The organism is Vibrio sp. CJQ_6, from assembly GCF_043106745.1.
GTDB lineage: Bacteria > Pseudomonadota > Gammaproteobacteria > Enterobacterales > Vibrionaceae > Vibrio > Vibrio furnissii.
This window is the reverse complement of record NZ_JBICMV010000008.1, coordinates 573,529-593,710: the sequence shown is the minus strand read 5'-3', so window position 1 is coordinate 593,710 and position 20,182 is coordinate 573,529. Positions and strand designations below refer to the sequence as shown.

General features: G+C 52.3%; 21 protein-coding genes. 5 read left to right on the top strand and 16 right to left on the bottom strand.

The features are described from left to right. Nucleotides 1-92: 92 nt before the first annotated feature. From mnmA to purB, 3 genes are all read left to right on the top strand, one after another. Nucleotides 93-1,211: a tRNA 2-thiouridine(34) synthase MnmA gene (gene mnmA, locus ACF8PK_RS04940; RefSeq protein WP_004725373.1), complete on the top strand. Its 1,119-nt coding sequence runs from the start codon at nt 93-95 to the stop codon at nt 1,209-1,211. Between the two features lie 34 nt (nt 1,212-1,245). Beyond that, a complete protein-coding gene (gene hflD, locus ACF8PK_RS04935; RefSeq protein ID WP_014204883.1) occupies nt 1,246-1,863 on the top strand; it encodes a high frequency lysogenization protein HflD in 618 nt (205 codons plus the stop codon). A gap of 168 nt (nt 1,864-2,031) precedes the next feature. Continuing rightward, nucleotides 2,032-3,402, top strand: a complete 1,371-nt coding sequence (purB, locus tag ACF8PK_RS04930; RefSeq protein ID WP_014204882.1) for an adenylosuccinate lyase — start codon at nt 2,032-2,034, stop codon at nt 3,400-3,402. Between the two features lie 136 nt (nt 3,403-3,538). Here the strand turns inward: purB and ACF8PK_RS04925 are convergent, their stop codons facing one another. From ACF8PK_RS04925 to htpX, 9 genes are all read right to left on the bottom strand, one after another. Further along, complete coding sequence (locus ACF8PK_RS04925; protein ID WP_392440337.1) at nt 3,539-4,066, bottom strand: DUF3833 domain-containing protein; 528 nt, start codon at nt 4,064-4,066, stop codon at nt 3,539-3,541. Further along, nucleotides 4,063-4,623 carry a chalcone isomerase family protein gene (locus ACF8PK_RS04920; protein WP_172561454.1) on the bottom strand — a complete coding sequence of 187 codons (561 nt, stop codon included), beginning with the start codon at nt 4,621-4,623 and terminating at the stop codon, nt 4,063-4,065. The genes ACF8PK_RS04925 and ACF8PK_RS04920 overlap by 4 nt, the downstream gene beginning before the upstream one ends. Continuing rightward, a complete protein-coding gene (locus ACF8PK_RS04915) occupies nt 4,556-5,101 on the bottom strand; it encodes a DUF2878 domain-containing protein (protein ID WP_283513100.1) in 546 nt (181 codons plus the stop codon). Before ACF8PK_RS04915 ends, ACF8PK_RS04920 begins: the two co-directional genes overlap by 68 nt. After that, a complete protein-coding gene (locus ACF8PK_RS04910) occupies nt 5,098-6,342 on the bottom strand; it encodes a class I SAM-dependent methyltransferase (RefSeq protein WP_392440334.1) in 1,245 nt (414 codons plus the stop codon). The genes ACF8PK_RS04915 and ACF8PK_RS04910 overlap by 4 nt, the downstream gene beginning before the upstream one ends. Next, nucleotides 6,336-7,151: a DUF1365 domain-containing protein gene (locus tag ACF8PK_RS04905; protein ID WP_392440332.1), complete on the bottom strand. Its 816-nt coding sequence runs from the start codon at nt 7,149-7,151 to the stop codon at nt 6,336-6,338. Before ACF8PK_RS04905 ends, ACF8PK_RS04910 begins: the two co-directional genes overlap by 7 nt. Beyond that, complete coding sequence (locus tag ACF8PK_RS04900) at nt 7,148-8,425, bottom strand: NAD(P)/FAD-dependent oxidoreductase (protein WP_158140645.1); 1,278 nt, start codon at nt 8,423-8,425, stop codon at nt 7,148-7,150. Before ACF8PK_RS04900 ends, ACF8PK_RS04905 begins: the two co-directional genes overlap by 4 nt. Continuing rightward, entirely contained in the window at nt 8,422-9,168 is a 747-nt protein-coding gene (locus ACF8PK_RS04895) for an SDR family oxidoreductase (protein ID WP_392440330.1), read from the bottom strand. Before ACF8PK_RS04895 ends, ACF8PK_RS04900 begins: the two co-directional genes overlap by 4 nt. Further along, a complete protein-coding gene (locus tag ACF8PK_RS04890) occupies nt 9,165-9,584 on the bottom strand; it encodes a nuclear transport factor 2 family protein (RefSeq protein ID WP_392440328.1) in 420 nt (139 codons plus the stop codon). Before ACF8PK_RS04890 ends, ACF8PK_RS04895 begins: the two co-directional genes overlap by 4 nt. Before the next feature lie 256 nt (nt 9,585-9,840). Further along, nucleotides 9,841-10,704, bottom strand: coding sequence for a protease HtpX (gene htpX, locus ACF8PK_RS04885; RefSeq protein WP_004725350.1), 864 nt, complete (start codon nt 10,702-10,704; stop codon nt 9,841-9,843). Nucleotides 10,705-10,974: 270 nt separating this feature from the next. On the opposite strand from htpX, the gene ACF8PK_RS04880 reads away from it, so the two are divergent. After that, the gene (locus ACF8PK_RS04880; protein ID WP_004725348.1) at nt 10,975-11,142 is read left to right on the top strand and encodes a hypothetical protein; all 168 of its coding nucleotides are present in this window, start codon (nt 10,975-10,977) and stop codon (nt 11,140-11,142) included. A gap of 66 nt (nt 11,143-11,208) precedes the next feature. Here ACF8PK_RS04880 and bioD read toward each other — a convergent pair whose 3' ends face one another. From bioD to bioB, 4 genes are read right to left on the bottom strand one after another with little or no spacing between them, the layout of a single operon-like run. After that, nucleotides 11,209-11,904: a dethiobiotin synthase gene (gene bioD / locus ACF8PK_RS04875; protein WP_004725346.1), complete on the bottom strand. Its 696-nt coding sequence runs from the start codon at nt 11,902-11,904 to the stop codon at nt 11,209-11,211. Next, nucleotides 11,901-12,704, bottom strand: coding sequence for a malonyl-ACP O-methyltransferase BioC (bioC, locus tag ACF8PK_RS04870; RefSeq protein WP_392440326.1), 804 nt, complete (start codon nt 12,702-12,704; stop codon nt 11,901-11,903). Before bioC ends, bioD begins: the two co-directional genes overlap by 4 nt. Further along, nucleotides 12,697-13,851 (bottom strand): 8-amino-7-oxononanoate synthase, encoded by a 1,155-nt coding sequence (bioF, locus tag ACF8PK_RS04865; RefSeq protein WP_392440324.1) that lies wholly within the window; start codon nt 13,849-13,851, stop codon nt 12,697-12,699. Before bioF ends, bioC begins: the two co-directional genes overlap by 8 nt. After that, the gene (bioB, locus tag ACF8PK_RS04860) at nt 13,838-14,890 is read right to left on the bottom strand and encodes a biotin synthase BioB (protein WP_055466159.1); all 1,053 of its coding nucleotides are present in this window, start codon (nt 14,888-14,890) and stop codon (nt 13,838-13,840) included. Before bioB ends, bioF begins: the two co-directional genes overlap by 14 nt. A gap of 209 nt (nt 14,891-15,099) precedes the next feature. Between bioB and bioA the strand changes: the two genes are divergently transcribed. Next, nucleotides 15,100-16,389: an adenosylmethionine--8-amino-7-oxononanoate transaminase gene (bioA, locus tag ACF8PK_RS04855; protein WP_392440321.1), complete on the top strand. Its 1,290-nt coding sequence runs from the start codon at nt 15,100-15,102 to the stop codon at nt 16,387-16,389. Nucleotides 16,390-16,507: 118 nt separating this feature from the next. Here bioA and nirD read toward each other — a convergent pair whose 3' ends face one another. From nirD to ACF8PK_RS04840, 3 genes are read right to left on the bottom strand one after another with little or no spacing between them, the layout of a single operon-like run. Then, nucleotides 16,508-16,849: a nitrite reductase small subunit NirD gene (gene nirD / locus ACF8PK_RS04850; protein WP_143678863.1), complete on the bottom strand. Its 342-nt coding sequence runs from the start codon at nt 16,847-16,849 to the stop codon at nt 16,508-16,510. Continuing rightward, nucleotides 16,846-19,332 (bottom strand): nitrite reductase large subunit NirB, encoded by a 2,487-nt coding sequence (gene nirB, locus ACF8PK_RS04845; protein ID WP_392440612.1) that lies wholly within the window; start codon nt 19,330-19,332, stop codon nt 16,846-16,848. Before nirB ends, nirD begins: the two co-directional genes overlap by 4 nt. Before the next feature lie 15 nt (nt 19,333-19,347). After that, nucleotides 19,348-20,175 carry an ABC transporter ATP-binding protein gene (locus ACF8PK_RS04840; protein WP_392440319.1) on the bottom strand — a complete coding sequence of 276 codons (828 nt, stop codon included), beginning with the start codon at nt 20,173-20,175 and terminating at the stop codon, nt 19,348-19,350. Nucleotides 20,176-20,182 lie beyond the last annotated feature (7 nt).

Genomic DNA, 20,182 nt, shown 5'->3' with positions numbered 1-20,182 from the left:
CGGCAAGGAAGTGTGATTGCGGTCGCGGATCTGTCCTCAAAAAAATCTTTCTGTTAGAATCTGCCTCCTAGTTAATCAAGTGGTGTTTAGTCATGTCAGAGAACCGCAACGCAAACAGCCAAAAGAAAGTCATAGTCGGTATGTCAGGTGGCGTTGATTCATCCGTTTCAGCTTATCTTCTTCAGCAACAGGGGTATCAGGTCGAAGGCCTGTTCATGAAGAACTGGGAAGAAGATGACAACGAAGAATACTGCACCGCGGCGGAAGATCTGGCCGATGCTCAGGCAGTCTGTGACAAACTGGGTATCCATCTGCATACCATCAACTTTGCCGCAGAATACTGGGACAACGTGTTCGAGTATTTCCTCGCAGAATACAAAGCCGGTCGTACGCCAAACCCAGACATCCTTTGTAACAAAGAAATTAAGTTCAAAGCCTTCCTCGAATTTGCTGATGAAGTGCTCGATGCTGACTACATTGCCATGGGTCACTATGTGCGTCGTACGTTCCCAGAACACGGTGAAAAACCGCAAATGCTACGTGGTCTGGATGGCAACAAAGATCAGAGTTACTTCCTTTATACACTGGGCCATGAGCAAGTTGCTCGCAGCCTGTTCCCTGTGGGTGAACTTGAGAAACCGGAAGTCCGCCGAATTGCGGAAGAACAAGGACTTATCACGGCGAAGAAAAAAGATTCGACCGGGATTTGTTTCATCGGTGAGCGCAAATTTACCGATTTCTTGTCTCGCTATTTGCCAGCGCAACCGGGTAAAATCGAAACACCTGAAGGGAAAGTCATTGGTGAGCATCAGGGTCTGATGTATCACACGCTGGGTCAACGCAAAGGCCTGCACATTGGTGGAATGAAAGACGGCTCGGAAGATCCGTGGTACGTGGCCGAGAAAGATCTGAAACGTAACGTGCTCATTGCCGTGCAAGGTGCCGATCACCCATTGCTGAAATCCAATGGCCTGATCGCATCTCAGTTGCACTGGGTTGACCGCATGCCAATGACAGAACCGATGCGTTGCACGGTGAAAACACGTTATCGCCAAACGGACATCCAATGCACCGTGACGCCTGTGGATGAGAACACCATCAAAGTGATGTTTGACGAACCACAAGTGGCGGTGACCCCAGGTCAGTCAGCCGTATTCTATCAAGGCGAAGTATGTCTTGGTGGCGGCATCATCGAAGAACGACTTTCTTAAGTCGATTCAGCTCGTCAATTTTAGGAGTATATACGTGGCTAACACAAACTATGACCGTACCATCGCTTTCGCCGGGATCTGCCAAGCTGTTGCTTTGGTTCAGCAAGTGGCGAAAAACGGTTACTGTGATTCAGACGCGTTTGAAACTTCACTAAAAGCAATTCTGTCGACAAATCCATCGAATACGCTGAATGTATTCGGCAACGAGGCCAACCTCAAAGTGGGCCTCGAATGCTTGGTCAATGGCATCGACAGTACCCCGGCTGGCAGCGAAGTGACTCGCTACATCATCAGCCTGATGGCTTTAGAACGTAAACTCACCGGCCGTCGCGACGCGATGTCGCAGCTTGGCGATCGCATTCAAATGATTGAACGCCAGGTCGAACATTTCGACCTGTTTGATGATCAGATGATCAGCAACCTCGCCAGTGTTTACCTCGATGTGATTAGCCCAATCGGCCCGCGCATTCAGGTAACGGGCACGCCCGCAGTCCTGCAGCAAACCACCAACCAGCAAAAAGTGCGTGCACTGCTGCTGTCGGGTATTCGCTGCGCTGTGCTGTGGCGGCAGGTTGGCGGCAAACGACGCCACTTAATTTTTGGTCGCAAAAAGATGATTGAACAGGCGAAGATCCTGTTAGCCAGACTGTAATCAAGTCCTCGTTAGCTCGCGATCCGTCGCGAGCTACTTTTTTGCGCCCAATTCTGATTCTTTGACCCAAACAACGTTAGCGCAAACGTTTGCGCAATATTCGTGACAATTGCCACTGTTATTGGTATAAAGCACACGAAATTTAGAAACTCAATTCAGGAGAACACCATGGAACTGTCAGCATTGACTGCTGTTTCACCAGTAGACGGCCGTTACGGAAGTAAAACTATTGCACTACGCAGCATCTTTAGCGAGTTTGGCCTACTAAAGTACCGCTCTATCGTTGAAATCCGTTGGCTACAAAAATTAGCAGCCACCGATGCGATTAAGGAAGTACCAGCATTCAGTGCAGAAGCAAACCAGTTCCTGGACGACCTCGCCGCCAACTTCAGTGAAGAAGATGCGCTGCGCATCAAAGAGATTGAACGCACCACCAACCACGACGTGAAAGCGGTTGAATACTTCCTGAAAGAAAAAGTTGCGGGCGTTCCTGAACTGCACGCTGTCAACGAATTCATTCACTTTGCGTGTACGTCTGAAGACATCAACAACACGTCTCACGCGCTGATGCTAAAAGAAGCACGCGAGACCGTGATTCTGCCAGAAATTCGTAACCTGATTGATGCGATCAAAGCGCTGTCTGTGGAATACCGTGATATTCCACTGCTGTCACGGACTCACGGTCAGCCAGCGTCCCCATCCACCATGGGTAAAGAAATGGCGAACGTGGCGTACCGCATGGAGCGTCAGTACAAGCAAATCGAAAACGTTGAGATTCTGGCGAAAATCAACGGCGCAGTCGGTAACTACAACGCTCACCTGTCTGCGTACCCAACCGTGGATTGGCACACATTCAGCGAAGAGTTTGTGACCGAATCTCTGGGCGTCACTTGGAACCCATACACCACGCAGATCGAACCGCACGATTACATCGCTGAGCTGTTTGATGCCGTGGCTCGTTTCAACACCATTCTGATCGACTTCGACCGTGACGTTTGGGGTTACATCGCACTGGGCCACTTCAAGCAAAAAACCATTGCTGGCGAAATCGGTTCTTCAACCATGCCGCACAAAGTAAACCCAATCGACTTCGAAAACTCAGAAGGTAACTTGGGCCTGGCAAACGCAGTCTTTGGTCACTTGGCGCAAAAACTGCCGATCTCTCGCTGGCAACGTGACCTGACGGATTCAACCGTGCTGCGTAACTTGGGTGTGGGCGTGGGCTATGCCATCATCGCTTATGCTTCAACCATGAAAGGCATCAGCAAGCTGGAAGTGAACCGTGATGCCCTGCTGGCTGAGCTGGACAAAAACTGGGAAGTTCTGGCAGAGCCAGTACAAACAGTGATGCGTCGTTACGGCATTGAGAAACCTTATGAGAAGCTGAAAGAGCTGACTCGTGGTAAACGTGTCGACGGCGAAGCGATGCGTCACTTCATCGATGGTCTGGAACTGCCTGAAGACGAGAAAGCTCGTCTGAAAGAGATGACGCCAGCAAGCTACATCGGTTACGCCATTGAGCTGACTGATCAGCTGTAATGCCTTCGCGGTGAAAGCGCTAAAAATTGAAAAGGGAGCCTAGGCTCCCTTTTTTGTTTGCGGCAAAGCTTAAACGCACAGCTGACATCGATTCTCTTTCAAAAACTCGCGTCTACTCTTTTTCAAAAACTCGTATTTAATCTTTTTCAAAAAACAACGTCACTTTGCCCACTTCCAGACCAAATTTGCGAATGGTGGTGACATTAAATAAACGCTTGTCATCTTGACGGAACAACCAATCATCAAAGCTAACCGTCACTTCGCTGTCATCCGTCTTGAGCAGAAAATCGTATTGCCATTGCAGCGCATTGCCAATCTCTTGCCCGGTCGCAATGCCAATCACATCATCTGCCGTGCCTTGATAATGGCCGTCAGCGGTTCGCGTAATCGTCCAGACGCGTTGATTCTGCTCGCCATCATCAAACACAAAATCCTCAACCAACGTCAACGTATCATCGGCGACTTGGCCTTGAATCACCACCTGAAAACGCCGAGTCTGTTTGTTGCTGTAATCTTGCACCATGCCCCAAGCACGGGTTTCACCATGAAAATAACCAAACAGATCAAACGCTGGCTGAGTCGCCTGATACTCTTTTAGCTCTGCCGAACAACCCGCAAGCAGCAGCACCGTCGCCAGCAACCACGTTTTCAGCGTGTATTTCATCGATTCATTCCTATTAACTGATTCCGTAATTTGGGATATTCGGTTTTCGGCGACAACCAAATGGACAAGAACGCGTCATTCATATCTTCATCTGCAACCGTACCGAGCAAACGCTGCTTCCCCTGCTGCGTAAAATAGTACATTTGCCCCGTGACGCCATCCGACACATAGACCAAGCGTTCACCAGCTTTGACATTCGGCATCATGCGAGTCAATGCATCCAACCATGCGTCACTGCGAGATGCGTCATACCCCAGCTTGTGCCATTGATCTTGCGTCGCTTCCAGCAATTGCTCGCGGCTGATGTCGCGCAAATATCTGATTTCCAGTGCCACCGGATGCGGGGTCACATCGCTGTCTTGCTGATAGTGCCCATCGGGCGTGCGCAGTTGCGAGGCGTAGATATCGAGCCAAAACCAAGACAAGGTCGCCTGCCCGACCACGGGCCAATCCGTCCATTGCGCCGACGACTTGGCGTGAACTTCTGCACTATTCGCGGTCGCGGCCCAAAGGACGGCCATCAGGTAAAGTTGAGCGGTTACGAGTGATGTTTTCATTCCTAAATACCTTCATCAGTAACAAAGACAACAAAAACCATTCCAAGAACAGTGCCAACACTGACCAAAAAACAGACAACTCAAATTGCACTGCACCAAAACGATAACCCGCCCAATAACTTAGCGCGCCCCCCAATGCAGTACAGATGAGTACGAACCATCGCGGCAAATGGTTCACTGCAGGAACGGCAAAACTGGCAAACCAGGCAAAGGCGAACCACAAGCCCATCAACCAAATCGGAAGGTGCAGATAAGTAAAGGAAAATAGCCCAACGTGCAGATTCGCGTAATCAAGCGCAATGCCGCAAGCGGCAACCAGAATCACGCGTTCAAGGGCAACGGGTCGCCGCAACGCAGTCAACGCCAAGGTCGCAGTGACCACGCCCACCGTTACCCACTCCAATCGCTCCTGCCCCAACACTGCCAGGAGCCAGATGAACTCAAACCACAGTGAAATCAGCAGGAAACGACGCATCATTGGCCTCGCTGCAACGTCATGTGAATGGTACTGATGGTACGCGCGTTGAAGCCACCTTCGCAGTAGCACAAATAGTAGCGCCACATGCGGACAAAGCGCTGATCGTAGCCCAACGCTTCAACTGTGTTGATGGCCGCTTCAAAACGCAAGCGCCAATCAGCGAGCGTTTTGGCGTAATCCATCCCGAGATCAAACACATCACGCACAATAAAATCAGTGTGTCGCGTCGCCATCTGCGTCAGCACAGTAATCGAGGGCAAGAACCCGCCGGGGAAAATATATTTCTGAATGAAATCGACGTTGTTGCTGTAGTAGTCATAACGCTGATCAGCGATGGTGATCGCTTGAATCGCCATCAGGCCACCCGGTTTCAATAAGGATTGGCACTTAGCAATGTAGGATGGCAAATACGCCTTCCCCACCGCTTCAATCATTTCGATCGACACCAATTTATCAAACTGGCCATCCAGCAGGCGATAATCTTGTTTGAGTAACGTAATACGCGCTTCAAGCCCTAAACGGGCCACCTCGGCTTGTGCATACGCATACTGCTCCTCAGAGATGGTGGTCGTGGTCACATGGCAGCCATAGTGCTGCGCCATATAGATCGCCATTGCGCCCCACCCGGTGCCGATTTCAATCACCCGGTCGTGTTCGGTGAGCTGCAATTGCTGACACAAACGGTCCATCTTTTGAATCTGCGCCTGCTCTAACGAATCACTGGTATTGAGATATAAAGCACTAGAATAGAGCATGCGTTCATCCAGAAACGTCTGGTACAGATCATTGCCTAAGTCGTAATGCGCTTCGATGTTTTGCTTGGCACGGACGATGGAGTTGCGTTTGAGCCAATGGCCGACTTTGTTCATGGCTCGGGTCATCCAGCTGCTTTGCGCTTCCAACTGATCCAGCGCGCTCAAGTTACGCGCCATCAGTTCCGTCACCGCGGTCAAATTCGGGCTATCCCACCAGCCATCCATGTACGCTTCAGCAGCGGCAATACTGCCGCCTTTCAGCACTCGGCCATAAAATCCCGGATGCGTGATGCGAATGTGCGCCTGAGGCTGCCCTTCATGGGCGAAACCAAACTGTTCGATGACGCTATCTTGGTCGTCGTAAGCTTCTTCGATGGTTAAGTGCCCGATGTGCAGAAGCTGCAACGATTTGAATGCCATGGCACGCGCACCCTTCTGCAATGCCGTGAGTGATTTGGGCATCTCTAATGAAGACGAATTTAGCATTGAGAGTTCTCCTTGTTATTGTTCTCTGCCTCATGCTGGCGAGACTTGGGATGCGCATAGGACTTGGGATGAGCATAGAATGGTGCGCCTTTCACCCACAACTTCAGCGCATGCCAATAGATCCCAGTCAACACTTTTACCGTCATGATTGGGGTTCGGATCAACAACCGGATCAGACCTCGTGACGTAAATGGCTGCGCTTTCAACGCCAGCGTGGCATCAAATTCCTTTTGATTGCGATGGCACTCCAGATGCACCATCAACGCATCCGTCAGCGGTTTGAGCTTCCATTGATACACCTGCTCAACCGGGTTAAACGGCGACACATGAAAGGCTTTGTCGTGTGTCCAGTTCAATCCCTGCTCACCGCGTTCTGCCGGAATGGCGTAATAATGTCGCTCATTCCAGGGCGTGTTGCTGACCTCCGCAAGCAGGTAGCGCCAAACGCCTTGCTGATCATAAAGATAGTAGAAATTGACCGGACTGAAATAGAGTCCGAGATAACGCAGATGCACCACCGCTTGAACGCGGCCGCGAATGGACTCACCGGTCAGCTCAAAGACTTTGTCTTGCACGGCGGTTTTCAAATCACCCGTGCCGAGGTAATCCCCGCGGCGAAAGCGCGCCCAATGCCACCAGCGCTCACCCAAACCCCACACCCGTGTTTGCAACGTAGGCCAGTCGTCCAAATCAATACACGGCATAAACAAAGGATAGTCGAGCGCATGTGCCACCGGCGTAAAACGGCGATGGCGAACCCGCCCAACCATCAGCGCGCTGCCTTCTAACCTTGCGCGCGCGCCCATCATGCCACGCCCTTGTCGACCCGAGCGGCTTTCGACTGCAACTGAGTCACCACATCGAGCGCGCTTTTCACGCCGTCTTCATGGAAACCGTTGTGCCAATAAGCGCCACAAAACCATGTATGATTCACCCCGCTGATTTCCGCTTTGCGCTGCTGGGCGCGAATCGATTGTTCAGTAAAGACCGGATGGTGATAGACAAAGCGACGGAGAATCTTGTCAGGGTCGATGCTTTCCGTACTGTTGAGCGTCACACAAAACGTTTCCTCACTGTCGATGTGCTGCAAAATATTCATGTTGTAAGTCAACGACGGCAACTTCAGCTCTTCACCGCTTTGGCCGCTCAACCAATAGTTCCACGACGCCCACGCCGCTTTGCGTTTAGGCAACACGCGCGTGTCGGTATGTAGCACGACTTCGTTGGCTTGATAAGCCATCGACGACAGCACCGCTGTTTCGCTCTGACTTGGGTCGTCGAGCATGGCCAGCGCTTGGTCGCTATGACAGGCGAAAATGACTTCATCAAATGTTTCAATGCCGTGTGGCGTTTCCACATCGACCCCGAACAAAGAACGTGTAACGCGTTTCACTGGCGAGTTGAGACGAATGCGATCGGCATACCCTTGCGTCAATGGCTCGATATATGCCCGCGAACCGCCTTCAATCACGTACCATTGCGGCCTGTCCGTGACATCCAGCAAGCCGTGGTTGACGAAAAAACGCAGGAAAAACATCAGCGGAAACGCGCGCATGTCTGCCAAAGACGACGACCAAATCGCCGCGCCCATCGGCAAAATGTAGTTATGGCAAAAATAATCGGAAAACTGATGGTGAGCGAGAAACTGCCCCAAGGTTTGTACGCTGGCTTGCGTGTTGTCGGCTTCCGCCTTGGCGAGTGCATTGAAACGCAGGATCTCGCGAATAAAGCGGTAGAAACTCGGTTTCAATAAATTCCTTTTTTGCGCAAACAACGTGGCCACCGTGTGCCCGTTATATTCCAAACCATTGGCGTCGTTGCGAACGCTAAAACTCATTTGAGACGGAATGCCTTTCACGCCGATCTCGTTCATCATGCGAATGAAGTTGGGATAGGTTCGGTCGTTGTACACGATAAATCCCGTATCGACTGAATACGATTTACCGCCGACCATCACGTCCACCGTCGCGGTATGACCGCCGATGTAGTCGTTGGCCTCAAACAACGTGATGTCATGCTGCTGATGTAAATAATGGCCACACGTCAGGCCCGAAATCCCCGTTCCGATAATCGCAATTTTCATGAGTGTTCCTTCTCGTTCTTTGTGCGAAAAAGCCGGCTGACAATGTGGTGTTGCCAAGCGTAGGGCAACATGCCCAACACCCGAACCAACCCAGTAAAACGAGCCGGAAAGTAAAGATTCGCCTTGCCCTGCGCTAGCCCTTGGCGAATCGAACGAGATGCCCGTTCAACGGAAATGATCATCGGCATCTCAAAGGTATTTTTTTGCGTCAGTGGCGTCGCAACAAAACCAGGAAATACGCAACTCACCGCAATGCCCCGGCTGGCCCAATCTAATCGCAACGCACGCGCCAAATACGCCACGGCAGCTTTCGAAGCGCCGTACGCTTCAGCGCGCGGCAAGGCCAATTCGCTGGCAATCGAACCGACTAACGCGACCCGATGGCCGTGAGCGAGGTGCGGTTGAATCGCCTCAATGGCGTTGGCCATGCCCACCACGTTAATTGTCATGACCCGCGCCATGAGTGCCGCATCCATCTTGCCGTCATCGATGTACTCACAATCACCAGCATTCAAAATCCACAACGTCGGCGTAAAAGGCAGTGATTCGAGCGACGCCACTGTGGCCTGCAAGTCCGTCAAATCAAATTGCCGTGGCGTAATCGACGCATACAGCGAACTCAATTCACGCAACACGGTTTCATTGCGGCCACAGGCAATCACCTGCCAACCAAGCCGAGCGTAATCTTGCGCCAACTGGCGGCCAATGCCGGAGGTCGCGCCGGTGATGAGCACCCCATTCATTGCCCAAGCCTCCGCTTAATTGAACGAATCACGCTGCCTAGGAGCGGCAATTGTTCGTACAACATTTCGCCCAAATCAAAATAGTCGCGATGATAAATCACTTTGCCCTCGTGAAAGCGTAGATGACTGACACCTTGCACGTTGACCAATTTGCCATTGCCGAGCTTGGGATGCTGCAAATGCATCGTCCAGGTCAGAAAGGCATTGCTCTGATTTTGATGCTGTTCATGAATGGTGAAATCGCATCGGTCGACATTTTGATAGAGGTTGGCAAAGTAGTCAGCCAGAGACATAAACCCTTCGATGCGATGGGCTGCGTCTTCAAACACGATATTCGGATGATAGATCTCCTGCAGCGTTTCAAGATTGTGTTTGTTGAGCTGGGAATAGAACTGCGCAACCGTGTGTACATCCATGTGTTGACCTCATCGTTATTGTACAAAAAATATTTTCGTACAACTTTAAGCATAAGATAGTGCACTTTGAAAAGTTGTACAAAATTATTTTTGTACAACTTTGGTAAAAATGGTTTACGCGCGTGACGGGAAAATCGATCAACATCGAAGGAGAGGAAGCAAGAGATATCGGCACAAAAAAAGCCAGCTCGAAGGCTGGCTTTTCATTTATCGACGAAACTGATGACTGATCAGTTCAGCAACATCATAGGTTGGATTAAGCGTTACGCAGGGCTGCGATGCGTTTGTCCAGCGGTGGGTGGCTCATCAGCAGCTCGGTCATGGTGCGTTTACCATTAATGCCGAACGCCATCATCGAACCTTCCAGTTGTGGTTCGTAGCTCATTTTCAATCGCTCTAACGCGGCAATCATCTTGTGCTTACCAACCAGTTGCGCTGCACCGGCATCGGCATGGAATTCACGATGACGGCTGTACCACATGGTGATAAAGCTGGCGAGGAAACCAAACACCAGTTCCAGCGCCATCGACACGCCAAAGTAAACCATCATGTTGCTACCTTCGCCCTCTTCAGAATCACGAGACGCCACCAAGTTGGCGATAAAACGCGACAGGAAGATAACAAAGGTGTTTACCACGCCTTGCATCAACGTCATGGTGACCATGTCACCGTTAGCAATGTGGCTCACTTCGTGCGCCAGCACAGCTTCCGCTTCATCACGCGTCATGTTGTGTAGCAGACCCGTCGACACCGCAACCAATGAATCATCGCGCTTCGCACCTGTCGCAAACGCGTTCATGTCCGGTGAGTCATAAATCGCCACTGTGGGCATGCCAATGCCTGCTTGCTGCGCTTGGCGGCTCACCGTTTGCAGCAACCAATGTTCCATTTCATTGCGCGGGTTTTCAATCACCACACCGCCCACAGAGCGCAGTGCCATGCCTTTCGACATCAGAAGCGAAATGAATGAACCGCCGAAACCGAACACCGCCGCCATCACCAGCAGACCAGACAAACTGCCCGGCTGCATCCCTGTCACGGCATACACAATATTCAAAACAACACTCAACACCAGCACAACGGCTAAGTTGGTTGCCAGGAATAAAAATACTCGCTTCATTACCTTTCTCCGATCGGAATCTTTTTTTGTTATCTCGAAGCCTTTAAACGCGACCGTCTATGGCTTCGAAGGTTTTCTAATACATAGTGTCTTAGATTTAATATTCAAGGTTAAGCGGTAAATTGAAACATTTAATGTCTGTTTTGATATCCTGAAATTCGACAGATCCGATGAGTTTCGTTTTAGACTTTGGTCTTATTGAGGCGGCGCGTTAAAGCATCTACATTCCATGGGTCGAAGGAATTCAACGTGCAATGAAAGGAAACCATCATGGCTGAAGCGCATAGCTACCAAATGGCGATTGATTTACTTTGCTGTCACTTAGGTTTGACCGAAGAAGAGGCTAAGAAGCAACTGGGTATCAGTTCGGAACAAGTGATTCAAAAACAGATCGCAGATACTCAGCAATCGCTGATGGGTATTGGCCGAGAGAACTAATCGCGAGAATGAAAAAAGGGCTGCAGAAATGCAGCCCTTTTGCTTGGTTCGAAATGAACGGATCAATTAAGCCGGAACGACTTCCCCAATCAAAGGGGTCACGTCAATGTATTTACCCAGTTCGCGACGTTTCGCGCTTGGCATATACGGAATTTCACCCAACTTCGGCGCGCCAATACGCGCTTCCAACATTTCAATAATATCGGCGTAATGTTCGGTTCCCGGGTTAATGCGGTTCGCCACCCAGCCCACAACATTCAGCCCATCGGCACGAATGCTTTCAACGGTCAGTTGCGCATGGCTGAGGCACCCAAGTTTAATCCCCACCACTAACACCACAGGCAGTTGCTCTTGTTTCACCCATGTTGACAGACAATCATCGTCTGACACAGGGACTCGCCAACCGCCCGCACCTTCAACCAGCACCACGTCTGCATTGGCTTTGAGTTTCGCCAATTTTTCACTCAGGACACTGTATTCAATGGTGACATGTTCATGTTTCGCCGCAATGTGCGGCGACGCTGGCATCTCCAGCGCGTATGGATTGATGTCTTCATAATCCATTTTTTGGGTTGCAGCTTGCAATAAGTGCAGCGCATCCGAGTTACGAAAACCGTGTTCGGTTTTGTCACATCCCGCGGCAACTGGTTTGTAACCAATTGTCGACACATCCTTGGCAGCTAAAGCTTGCAGGATCGCTTTTGAAGCGACCGTTTTGCCCACATCGGTATCCGTACCCGCAATAAAAAAAGCATCTATCATCGATGTATAACCCCTAAACAAACCTGATACGTTGCAGGCAGAAGACCTTGATGGTTGCGAAATAGCTGATACTCCCGCTCAACCTGTGCGAGTATTCGACGGCTGGTAAGCCCTTGCGAGCGACCATTCACATGATTCGCACCAATCCCTTTGAGATCGCGCATTAAAGAGAACGCCGTGTCATACCAGACTGTTATCGTGGGTAAGTCTATGTGATGTTTCCCACAATGAGCTTGCGCTAACGCAATTTTTACCTGTTTGAGTGTGATGAATCGGTTGACGTGTTGATGTGCATCAATTTTCATCCATGCACGCTGCAATTCAAACAAAGAACCATCAAGAAGTGTTGAAAAATAAGCACTTGCACTGGGTTTTAAAACACGACGCATCTCTTTTAGTGGTAACGAGAGGTCATCACACCACTGCAAGGCCAAGCTGGAAAACACGCAATCAAACGTTGCATCCGCAAACGGCAGCGCCTCGGCATCCGCTTCGACATAACGCATGTTGTCGCTTCCGCAGCGCTGTTTTGCCTGCGCTAACATCGCCGGAGACAGGTCAGCGCAGGTCACCTGCGCGCCTCGCTGTTGCAATGTTTGCGAGCAATAGCCGGTGCCGCAGCCCAAATCGAGAATATGCCAGCCGCTTAAATCGTCCGGCAATTTTGCCAGCAGACGCTGGGCAACATCGCGTTGAAATGCTGCGTGGCGATCATAACTCTGCGCCGCTTTGCCAAAGGCTTGAGCGATCGCGGCTTTGTCACTGACGACTGCGCTCAAGGCTTGCGCCATATCACTCATGAGATGCCTCCACACACTGCTTTAAGGTGTCGGCCATCTGCTGAATGTGTTGCGGTGTGTGATGAGCTGTCAGCGTAATGCGCAGCCGCGCGCTGCCACTTGGCACCGTAGGCGGCCGAATCGCCGTCATCCATAACCCCGCTTCACGCATCGCGCTGGCGACATGCAATGCACGCTGCGCCGAACCGAGCACGAACGGTTTGATGGGCGTTTGCGTCGCGACAAATCCCGGCACGTCGCACAACAATTCGTGATAAAGCGCAGACAACTCGGTCAGTTTGTCCCGTCGCCATGTCTCGCCTTGAATCATGCCAGCAGCGTGCGTTAACGCATGCGCCTGCGCCGGAGGCATCGCCGTGGAATAGACATGATGACGAGCAAACTGAGTGAGGAAATCCCCCAGCGCGGCATCGCACAAAATCGCGGCGCCTGACAAACCAAACGCTTTGCCAAACGTCACCACCAGCACCTGCGGCTTGACTCCGGCCGCCTGACAACTGCCCGCACCGCGCTCACCCAACACGCCCACACCGTGCGCATCATCCACGGCAAGCCAAGCATTGCTGCCCAATGCAGCTTGAATCTCCGCCAGCGGCGCTTGATCGCCATCCATGCTGAACACGCCCTCGGTGACCACCAATGTGGTGACCTGCTCATTGAGCAAACGGGTTAAATGAGCGACATCATTATGCTGAAAACGCTTCATCTGCGCCGAAGACAACAGGCCCGCTTCCATCAGCGAGGCGTGATTGAGCTTATCTTGCAGCAGCAAATCGCCTTTTTGCAGCAGGGTAAACAGCAGCGCTTGGTTGGCACTGAATCCAGAGCCAAGCAGCACCGCGCGTTCAAACCCCAGCCACTCACACAAAGTGCGCTCTAAGGTTTGGTGCGCCTCGCTAAAGCCAGTCACCAAGGGGGACGCGCCGCTGCCGCAACCATACAGGCTGAGCCCTTGCTGCCAAGCGTGAGCCAAGGCCGTATCACTCGCCAGCCCCAAGTAGTCGTTACTGGAAAAATTGATATATCGTTGCCCGCGCTGCGCCAACAGCGTTTGATTGCTGCGCTCCAGCACTTGTAGCGAGCGACGCAGCCCCTGCTGCTCGCGGTCAGCAAGGGCTTGATGAATGCGCGAATTAAAGGCTGGCATCGTAGAACATATCATCCGCTGTTGGACGCGCGGCCACACGTTCTACCACGCGGTCCAGCAGTTCGTTTTCCGTAATCTCGTCAGGCTTTTGCGCCACTTGTTGGCTGTTGATGCCCAGCTTTTTGAACAGCAGCATGTCGCTGTCTTCCGCCGGGTTTGGCGTCGTCAGCAGTTTGCAACCGTAGAAAATAGAGTTCGCACCCGCCATAAAACACAGCGCTTGCATCTGTTCATTCATCTTTTCACGACCCGCAGACAGGCGTACCGCCGACTGCGGCATCATGATGCGTGCGACGGCAATCAGGCGCACAAAATCAAACGGTTCGACATCGTCCACTTGTTCCAGCGGCGTGCCTTTGACTTTCACCAGCATGTTGATCGGCACGCTTTCCGGATGCACAGGCAGGTTCGCCAGCTCGACCAACAGGCCAGCGCGGTCGTTGGTGCTTTCGCCCATACCGATGATGCCACCCGAACAGATTTTCATGCCCGCATCACGCACATGAGACAGCGTATCGAGACGATCCTGATACGTTCGCGTGGTGATGATGTTGCCGTAAAACTCCGGCGAGGTATCCAGGTTATGGTTGTAGTAATCGAGGCCCGCATCCGCCAGCTCTTGCGCCTGATCAGAAGTCAACATGCCCAGCGTCATACAGGTTTCCAGCCCCATGCCTTTCACGCCGGAAATCATCTCTTTGAGCAGCGGCATGTCGCGCGCTTTCGGGTTTTTCCACGCCGCGCCCATGCAGAAACGGGTTGAGCCTGAACTTTTGGCTTTTTGCGCAGCATCCAGCACGCGTTCCACTTCCATCAGACGCTCTTTATCGACATCGGTGCGGTAGTGCGCGCTCTGCGGGCAGTATTTGCAATCTTCCGGACACGCGCCGGTTTTGATGGAGAGTAATGTGCTCACCTGAACATGGTTGTGGGGATGATGCTGACGGTGGACGAGTTGAGCGTCGAACAGCAGATCCATAAACGGTTTTTCAAGCAGTGCTTTGACTTCAGCCACTGTCCAGTTATGACGAATTTCCACGTGTAATCCTTGTTGGCGTTATTAGTTTTATGCCCAAGTGACCGAGCGTTTCAGGCCAGCGAACTGAGGTCGCCGATGCCTCGCAACGCCCTGTGACATGGGGATTATGCTTGGCTAGTCTACTGACACACGGTAGACTGTCAACAACAAGAACGATCACAAGTTTACACTTGGTTATTTTTTAATCTTATTTTTATCGCGGAATTGTCATGGATTTAGCCTTCGATCGCCAGCACATCTGGCATCCCTACACTTCAACCCTTACACCTCTGACCTGCTATCCGGTCACGCATGCTGATGGTGTTTTCATCTATCTCGAAGATGGAAAAGCACTCGTCGATGGCATGTCCTCTTGGTGGTCCGCCATTCACGGATACAATCATCCCCGTCTGAATGCCGCAGCGCATCAGCAGATCGATAAGATGTCTCACGTCATGTTTGGCGGCATCACCCACCAGCCAGCCATTGAGGTGTGCCAGCGCTTGCTCTCTCTGGTGCCGAATAATCTTGAACATGTGTTTCTCGCCGACTCCGGTTCCGTGGCGGTGGAAGTGAGTTTGAAAATGGCGCTGCAATACTGGCACGCCAAAGGCGAACAGCGCCCGAAATTCCTCACCCTGCGCCACGGCTATCATGGGGATACCTTTGCTGCGATGTCGGTCACTGATCCGGATAACTCAATGCACACGCTGTACAAAGGATTTCTGCCTGAGCATCTATTTGCCGAATCGCCCAATACCGGCTTCTGGGAAGCGTGGGATGAGCGCGATATCGAAGATTTTCGCCATCAACTCACCGAGAATCATCGCCAGATCGCCGCCGTCATTCTAGAGCCGATTGTGCAGGGAGCGGGTGGCATGCGCATTTATCATCCGGAGTTTTTGCGTCAGGTACGCGCGCTGTGTGATGAGTTTGGCGTGCTGCTGATCCTCGATGAGATCGCCACGGGCTTTGGTCGCACCGGCAAATTGTTTGCGTGTGAACATGCGAACATTCAGCCGGACATTTTGTGTGTCGGGAAAGCGCTCACCAGCGGCTACATGACCTTATCGGCCGCACTGACCACCAAGGAAGTTGCCGATACGGTCTGCGGCGGTGAAGCGGGTTGTTTTATGCATGGCCCAACCTTTATGGGCAACCCACTGGCGTGTGCGGTCGCCTCGGCCAGCCTGAGCCTGATTGAAGAAGGCCATTGGCAGCAACAGGTGAAGCAGATTGAGTTGGGCTTTGCCGAGCGCTTGCCGCTGCTCAATCGCTACCCGCAAGTCAAAGCCACGCGCTGGCTCGGGGCAATTGGTGTGGTTGAGACGCATCAATCGGTCAACATGGAAGTGATTCAGGCGCTGTTTGTGCAGCATGGCGTGTGGATTCGTCCATTTGGTCGCCTGATTTACATGATGCCGCCATTTATCAGTGAGCCACAGCATCTGGATCAACTGATTCAAGCGGTGGAAGCGGCGCTCCAATCTCCGGAATGCTTTTTGAGTGATGCCAACTGATTGAGTCAGATTCAATGACGCGTTTGCGCCGTGTTGTTGAAAAAAGGTCCCGTCATTCGTAGAGACAACAAAAACCTGGCGGTTGAGGCCAGGTTTTTGAGTGATGTCATTGGCGGAGTTAAGCGAGCGCCGTTTCGCTTAGCAGCACGTACACTTGCTCGGCTTCCACCAGCACGCGCCAGGTCTTGAGCGTTACATCTGGCTGTTCAATACATTGCCCCGTTCGTAAGCTGAAATGCTGTTTGTAGAGCGGCGAGGCAACGCACGGTTCTCCTTTTACATCGCCGACGATACCGCGAGCCATCACATAGGCCTTGCCAATGGGATCCCAGTGTTGCAGCGCATACACGTGCGGCTCATCACCGGGCAGATAGAATAGCGCCGCTTGTTGATCGCCAATCCACGCGCCACACCCTTGAAATGGCGTCAGCTCACTCAGATGACACAGTCGTTGTTTCATGATGAGACCTCCTCGCTAACCGGAATACGCTGACCACGCAGGCGCTGATATGGCAGGCTCACGCTGCCCTGTTCGTGATTAATGAACGGACGGAACTTACGCAGTTTGTCCTCATTTTCAAGCGTGCTTTTCCACTCGCATTGATAGGTATCGACCACACGCTGCATCTGCTTTTCCAGTTGCTCGCCCAGTCCGAGCGAATCGTCCAGCACCACCTGTTTGAGATAATCCAGACCGCCTTCCAGATTGTCGAGCCATACCGATGTGCGTTGCAGCTTATCAGCAGTGCGGACATAGAACATCAACACGCGATCAATCAAGTTGATGAGCTGCGATTTGGTTAAGTCAGCAGCCAGCAGGTCCGCATGACGGGGGCGCATGCCACCATTACCGCACACATACAGGTTCCAACCTTTTTCGGTCGCAATGACACCGATATCTTTGCTCTGCGCTTCAGCACATTCGCGTGTACAACCCGAGACGGCAAACTTGAGTTTGTGCGGCGCGCGCAAACCTTTGTAGCGATTCTCCAGCTCAATCGCCAGCCCAACCGAGTCATCCACGCCATAGCGGCACCAGGTTGAACCGACACACGATTTCACCGTTCGCACCGATTTACCGTACGCATGGCCGGTCTCAAAGCCGGCGTTAATCAAGGTGCGCCAGATCTCAGGAAGTTGCTCCATTTGCGCGCCGAACAAGTCGACCCGCTGACCTCCGGTGATCTTGGTGTACAGATCGTACTGCTTCGCCACTTCCCCCAGCACGATCAGTTTGTCCGGCGTAATTTCGCCGCCCGGCACGCGTGGCACCACAGAATAAGAGCCGTCTTTTTGCAGGTTAGCCATAAAGGCATCGTTAGAGTCCTGCAGCGCACTCAGCTTCGGTTCCATAATGTGCTCGTTCCACAACGAGGCAAATACCGAAGCCGCGGTCGGTTTACACAAATCACAACCCAAGCCGTGGCCGTGTTTCTCCAGCAAGGTGTCGAAATCTTTGATTTCTTCCACCTGGCAAATGTGGAACAGCGCCTGACGGGAGTATTCAAAGTGTTCACAAATATGATTGGTCACTGCCACGCCCATGGCCACCAGTTCAGCGTCCAGCACCGATTTCACCATGCTGGAACAGCCGCCACAGCCCGTGCCCGCTTTGGTGACGGATTTGAGTTCATTGAGCTCGGTCGCACCAGCATGAATCGCAGCCACCAGCGCGCCTTTGGTGACGTTGTGGCACGAACAGATCATGGTGTCGTCCGACACTTCGCCGCTCAGCATCGACGTATCAAACAACAGGTGCGCCGGATGATCAGGCAGCACGGTTTGGTTGAGATACGCCTGCAGCAACGCATCGTAGTCGCTGTTGTCACCCACCAGAATCGCGCCGAGTAATTGGGTGCCACTCGCATCGACGATCAATTTTTTGTAGGTTCCCTGTACCGTATCCTGCAACACCAGTTCCTGAGCGCCCGCGGTTTGCATCTGCGCGTCACCAATCGATGCCACATCCACCCCCAACAGTTTGAGTTTGGTACTCATGTCCGCACCCGTGAAACTGCCATTGTGTCCCATCAACTGGTCAGCCACGGCGCGCGCCATCGCGTACCCCGGTGCCACCAGGCCAAAAATCCGTTGTTGCCACAGGGCACATTCGCCAATGGCGTAGATGTTCTCGTCGCTGGTTTGGCAACTGTCGGAAATGACAATGCCGCCACGTTCGCCCACCGCTAAACCGGACTGACGCGCCAATGCATCCTGCGGGCGAATGCCGGCAGAAAACACAATCACATCCACTTCCAGCGGCTCTGCATCTTTGAATACCATGCGATGCTTGGCGCTTTCGCCATCAATGATGCGCTCAGTACCCGTTGAGGTATGCACCGTCAGGCCAAGCTGCTCAATCTTCTGTTTCAGCACACCACCCGCACCGTCATCAAGCTGAACCGGCATGAGTCGCGGCGCGAATTCGATCACATGCGTTTCTAATCCCAGCAGACGCAACGCGTTGGCCGCTTCTAATCCCAGCAGACCACCCCCGATCACTGCCCCCGTGCGAGCATGTTCACACGCATTGCGAATCGCAGACAGGTCGTCCAAAGTACGGTAGACAAAGACGTTGTCACGCTCTGAACCCGGCACGGGTGGCACAAACGGATAAGAACCGGTTGCCAGCACGAGGGAGTCGTAACCCAGCACATCTTCGTCATCCAAAATGATGCTTTTCTGCACTCGGTGAATGGCCGTGACCTGGCTACCCAGAATCAGATTGATCCCGTGTTTTTGATACCACGCTTCGCTGCTCAGCATCAGATCATCATGCGATTTACCGGAGAACAGTGACGACAGTTGTACGCGGTCGTAAGCGATAAAACGCTCTTCGCCAATCACGGTAATGCGTTTTTCGAGGTGGGCTTGTTTTTCCACCAGCTTAGCAACCAGATGGTGACCGACCATTCCGTTACCGATAATGACAATATGTTCCATCATTTTTGCGTTTCCTTATGCAGTTTTGGCGACTGGTGTAGCGGCAGGTTGACGACCTTCAGATTTCGATTGTTTCTCATACAAAAAGCGCAGGACCGACTGACGATATTTCTGATACGTCGGGTCATCCGCCAATTGAACGCGATTGCGTGGGCGCGGCAGTTCAATGTTGAGCACTTCGCCGACCGTCGCAGCCGGCCCGTTGGTCATCATGACGATTTTGTCCGACAGCAGCACCGCTTCGTCCACGTCATGGGTGATCATGATGACGGTGTTATTCAGCTCGGCCTGAATCTCCATCAGCGCATCCTGCAAACGGGCACGGGTTAAGGCGTCGAGCGCACCGAACGGTTCATCCATCAACAGCACTTTGGGTTGCAGTGCCAGCGCACGGGCAATACCGACGCGCTGCTTCATCCCACCCGAGATCTCATCCGGCTTCTTATCCGAGGCGTGCGCCATTTGGATCAGGTCGAGATAATGTTCAACCTGCTGTTTAATTTGGGCTTTGCTTTGTCCTTTGGCGACCTGTTTCACCGCCAGCTCAACGTTCTGATACACCGTCAGCCACGGCAGCAGCGAATGGTTCTGAAACACCACCGCGCGCTCTGGCCCCGGGCCATCAACTTCGCGTCCATCCACAATCACCCCGCCGTCGGTGGGCATGTGAAGGCCCGCGACCAGGTTAAGCACGGTTGACTTGCCGCAACCTGAGTGGCCAATCAGTGAGATGAACTCGCCTTTTTGGATCTGCAGGTCGACGTTTTTCAGCGCGACAAACTCACCTTGTGGCGTGGGAAAGCGCATGCCGAGTTGGGTTAAATCTAAAAATGCTTTGGACATATGCCGT

Excerpts from the sequence above, each read along its gene's own strand:
- mnmA (WP_004725373.1), top strand. The coding sequence starts at position 93 with ATGTCAGAGAACCGCAACGCAAACAGCCAAAAGAAAGTCATAGTCGGT.
- purB (WP_014204882.1), top strand. The coding sequence starts at position 2,032 with ATGGAACTGTCAGCATTGACTGCTGTTTCACCAGTAGACGGCCGTTAC.
- ACF8PK_RS04925 (WP_392440337.1), bottom strand. The coding sequence starts at position 4,066 with ATGAAATACACGCTGAAAACGTGGTTGCTGGCGACGGTGCTGCTGCTT.
- ACF8PK_RS04920 (WP_172561454.1), bottom strand. The coding sequence starts at position 4,623 with ATGAAAACATCACTCGTAACCGCTCAACTTTACCTGATGGCCGTCCTT.
- ACF8PK_RS04915 (WP_283513100.1), bottom strand. The coding sequence starts at position 5,101 with ATGATGCGTCGTTTCCTGCTGATTTCACTGTGGTTTGAGTTCATCTGG.
- ACF8PK_RS04910 (WP_392440334.1), bottom strand. The coding sequence starts at position 6,342 with ATGCTAAATTCGTCTTCATTAGAGATGCCCAAATCACTCACGGCATTG.
- ACF8PK_RS04905 (WP_392440332.1), bottom strand. The coding sequence starts at position 7,151 with ATGATGGGCGCGCGCGCAAGGTTAGAAGGCAGCGCGCTGATGGTTGGG.
- ACF8PK_RS04900 (WP_158140645.1), bottom strand. The coding sequence starts at position 8,425 with ATGAAAATTGCGATTATCGGAACGGGGATTTCGGGCCTGACGTGTGGC.
- ACF8PK_RS04895 (WP_392440330.1), bottom strand. The coding sequence starts at position 9,168 with ATGAATGGGGTGCTCATCACCGGCGCGACCTCCGGCATTGGCCGCCAG.
- ACF8PK_RS04890 (WP_392440328.1), bottom strand. The coding sequence starts at position 9,584 with ATGGATGTACACACGGTTGCGCAGTTCTATTCCCAGCTCAACAAACAC.
- htpX (WP_004725350.1), bottom strand. The coding sequence starts at position 10,704 with ATGAAGCGAGTATTTTTATTCCTGGCAACCAACTTAGCCGTTGTGCTG.
- ACF8PK_RS04880 (WP_004725348.1), top strand. The coding sequence starts at position 10,975 with ATGGCTGAAGCGCATAGCTACCAAATGGCGATTGATTTACTTTGCTGT.
- bioD (WP_004725346.1), bottom strand. The coding sequence starts at position 11,904 with ATGATAGATGCTTTTTTTATTGCGGGTACGGATACCGATGTGGGCAAA.
- bioC (WP_392440326.1), bottom strand. The coding sequence starts at position 12,704 with ATGAGTGATATGGCGCAAGCCTTGAGCGCAGTCGTCAGTGACAAAGCC.
- bioF (WP_392440324.1), bottom strand. The coding sequence starts at position 13,851 with ATGCCAGCCTTTAATTCGCGCATTCATCAAGCCCTTGCTGACCGCGAG.
- bioA (WP_392440321.1), top strand. The coding sequence starts at position 15,100 with ATGGATTTAGCCTTCGATCGCCAGCACATCTGGCATCCCTACACTTCA.
- nirD (WP_143678863.1), bottom strand. The coding sequence starts at position 16,849 with ATGAAACAACGACTGTGTCATCTGAGTGAGCTGACGCCATTTCAAGGG.
- nirB (WP_392440612.1), bottom strand. The coding sequence starts at position 19,332 with ATGGAACATATTGTCATTATCGGTAACGGAATGGTCGGTCACCATCTG.
- ACF8PK_RS04840 (WP_392440319.1), bottom strand. The coding sequence starts at position 20,175 with ATGTCCAAAGCATTTTTAGATTTAACCCAACTCGGCATGCGCTTTCCC.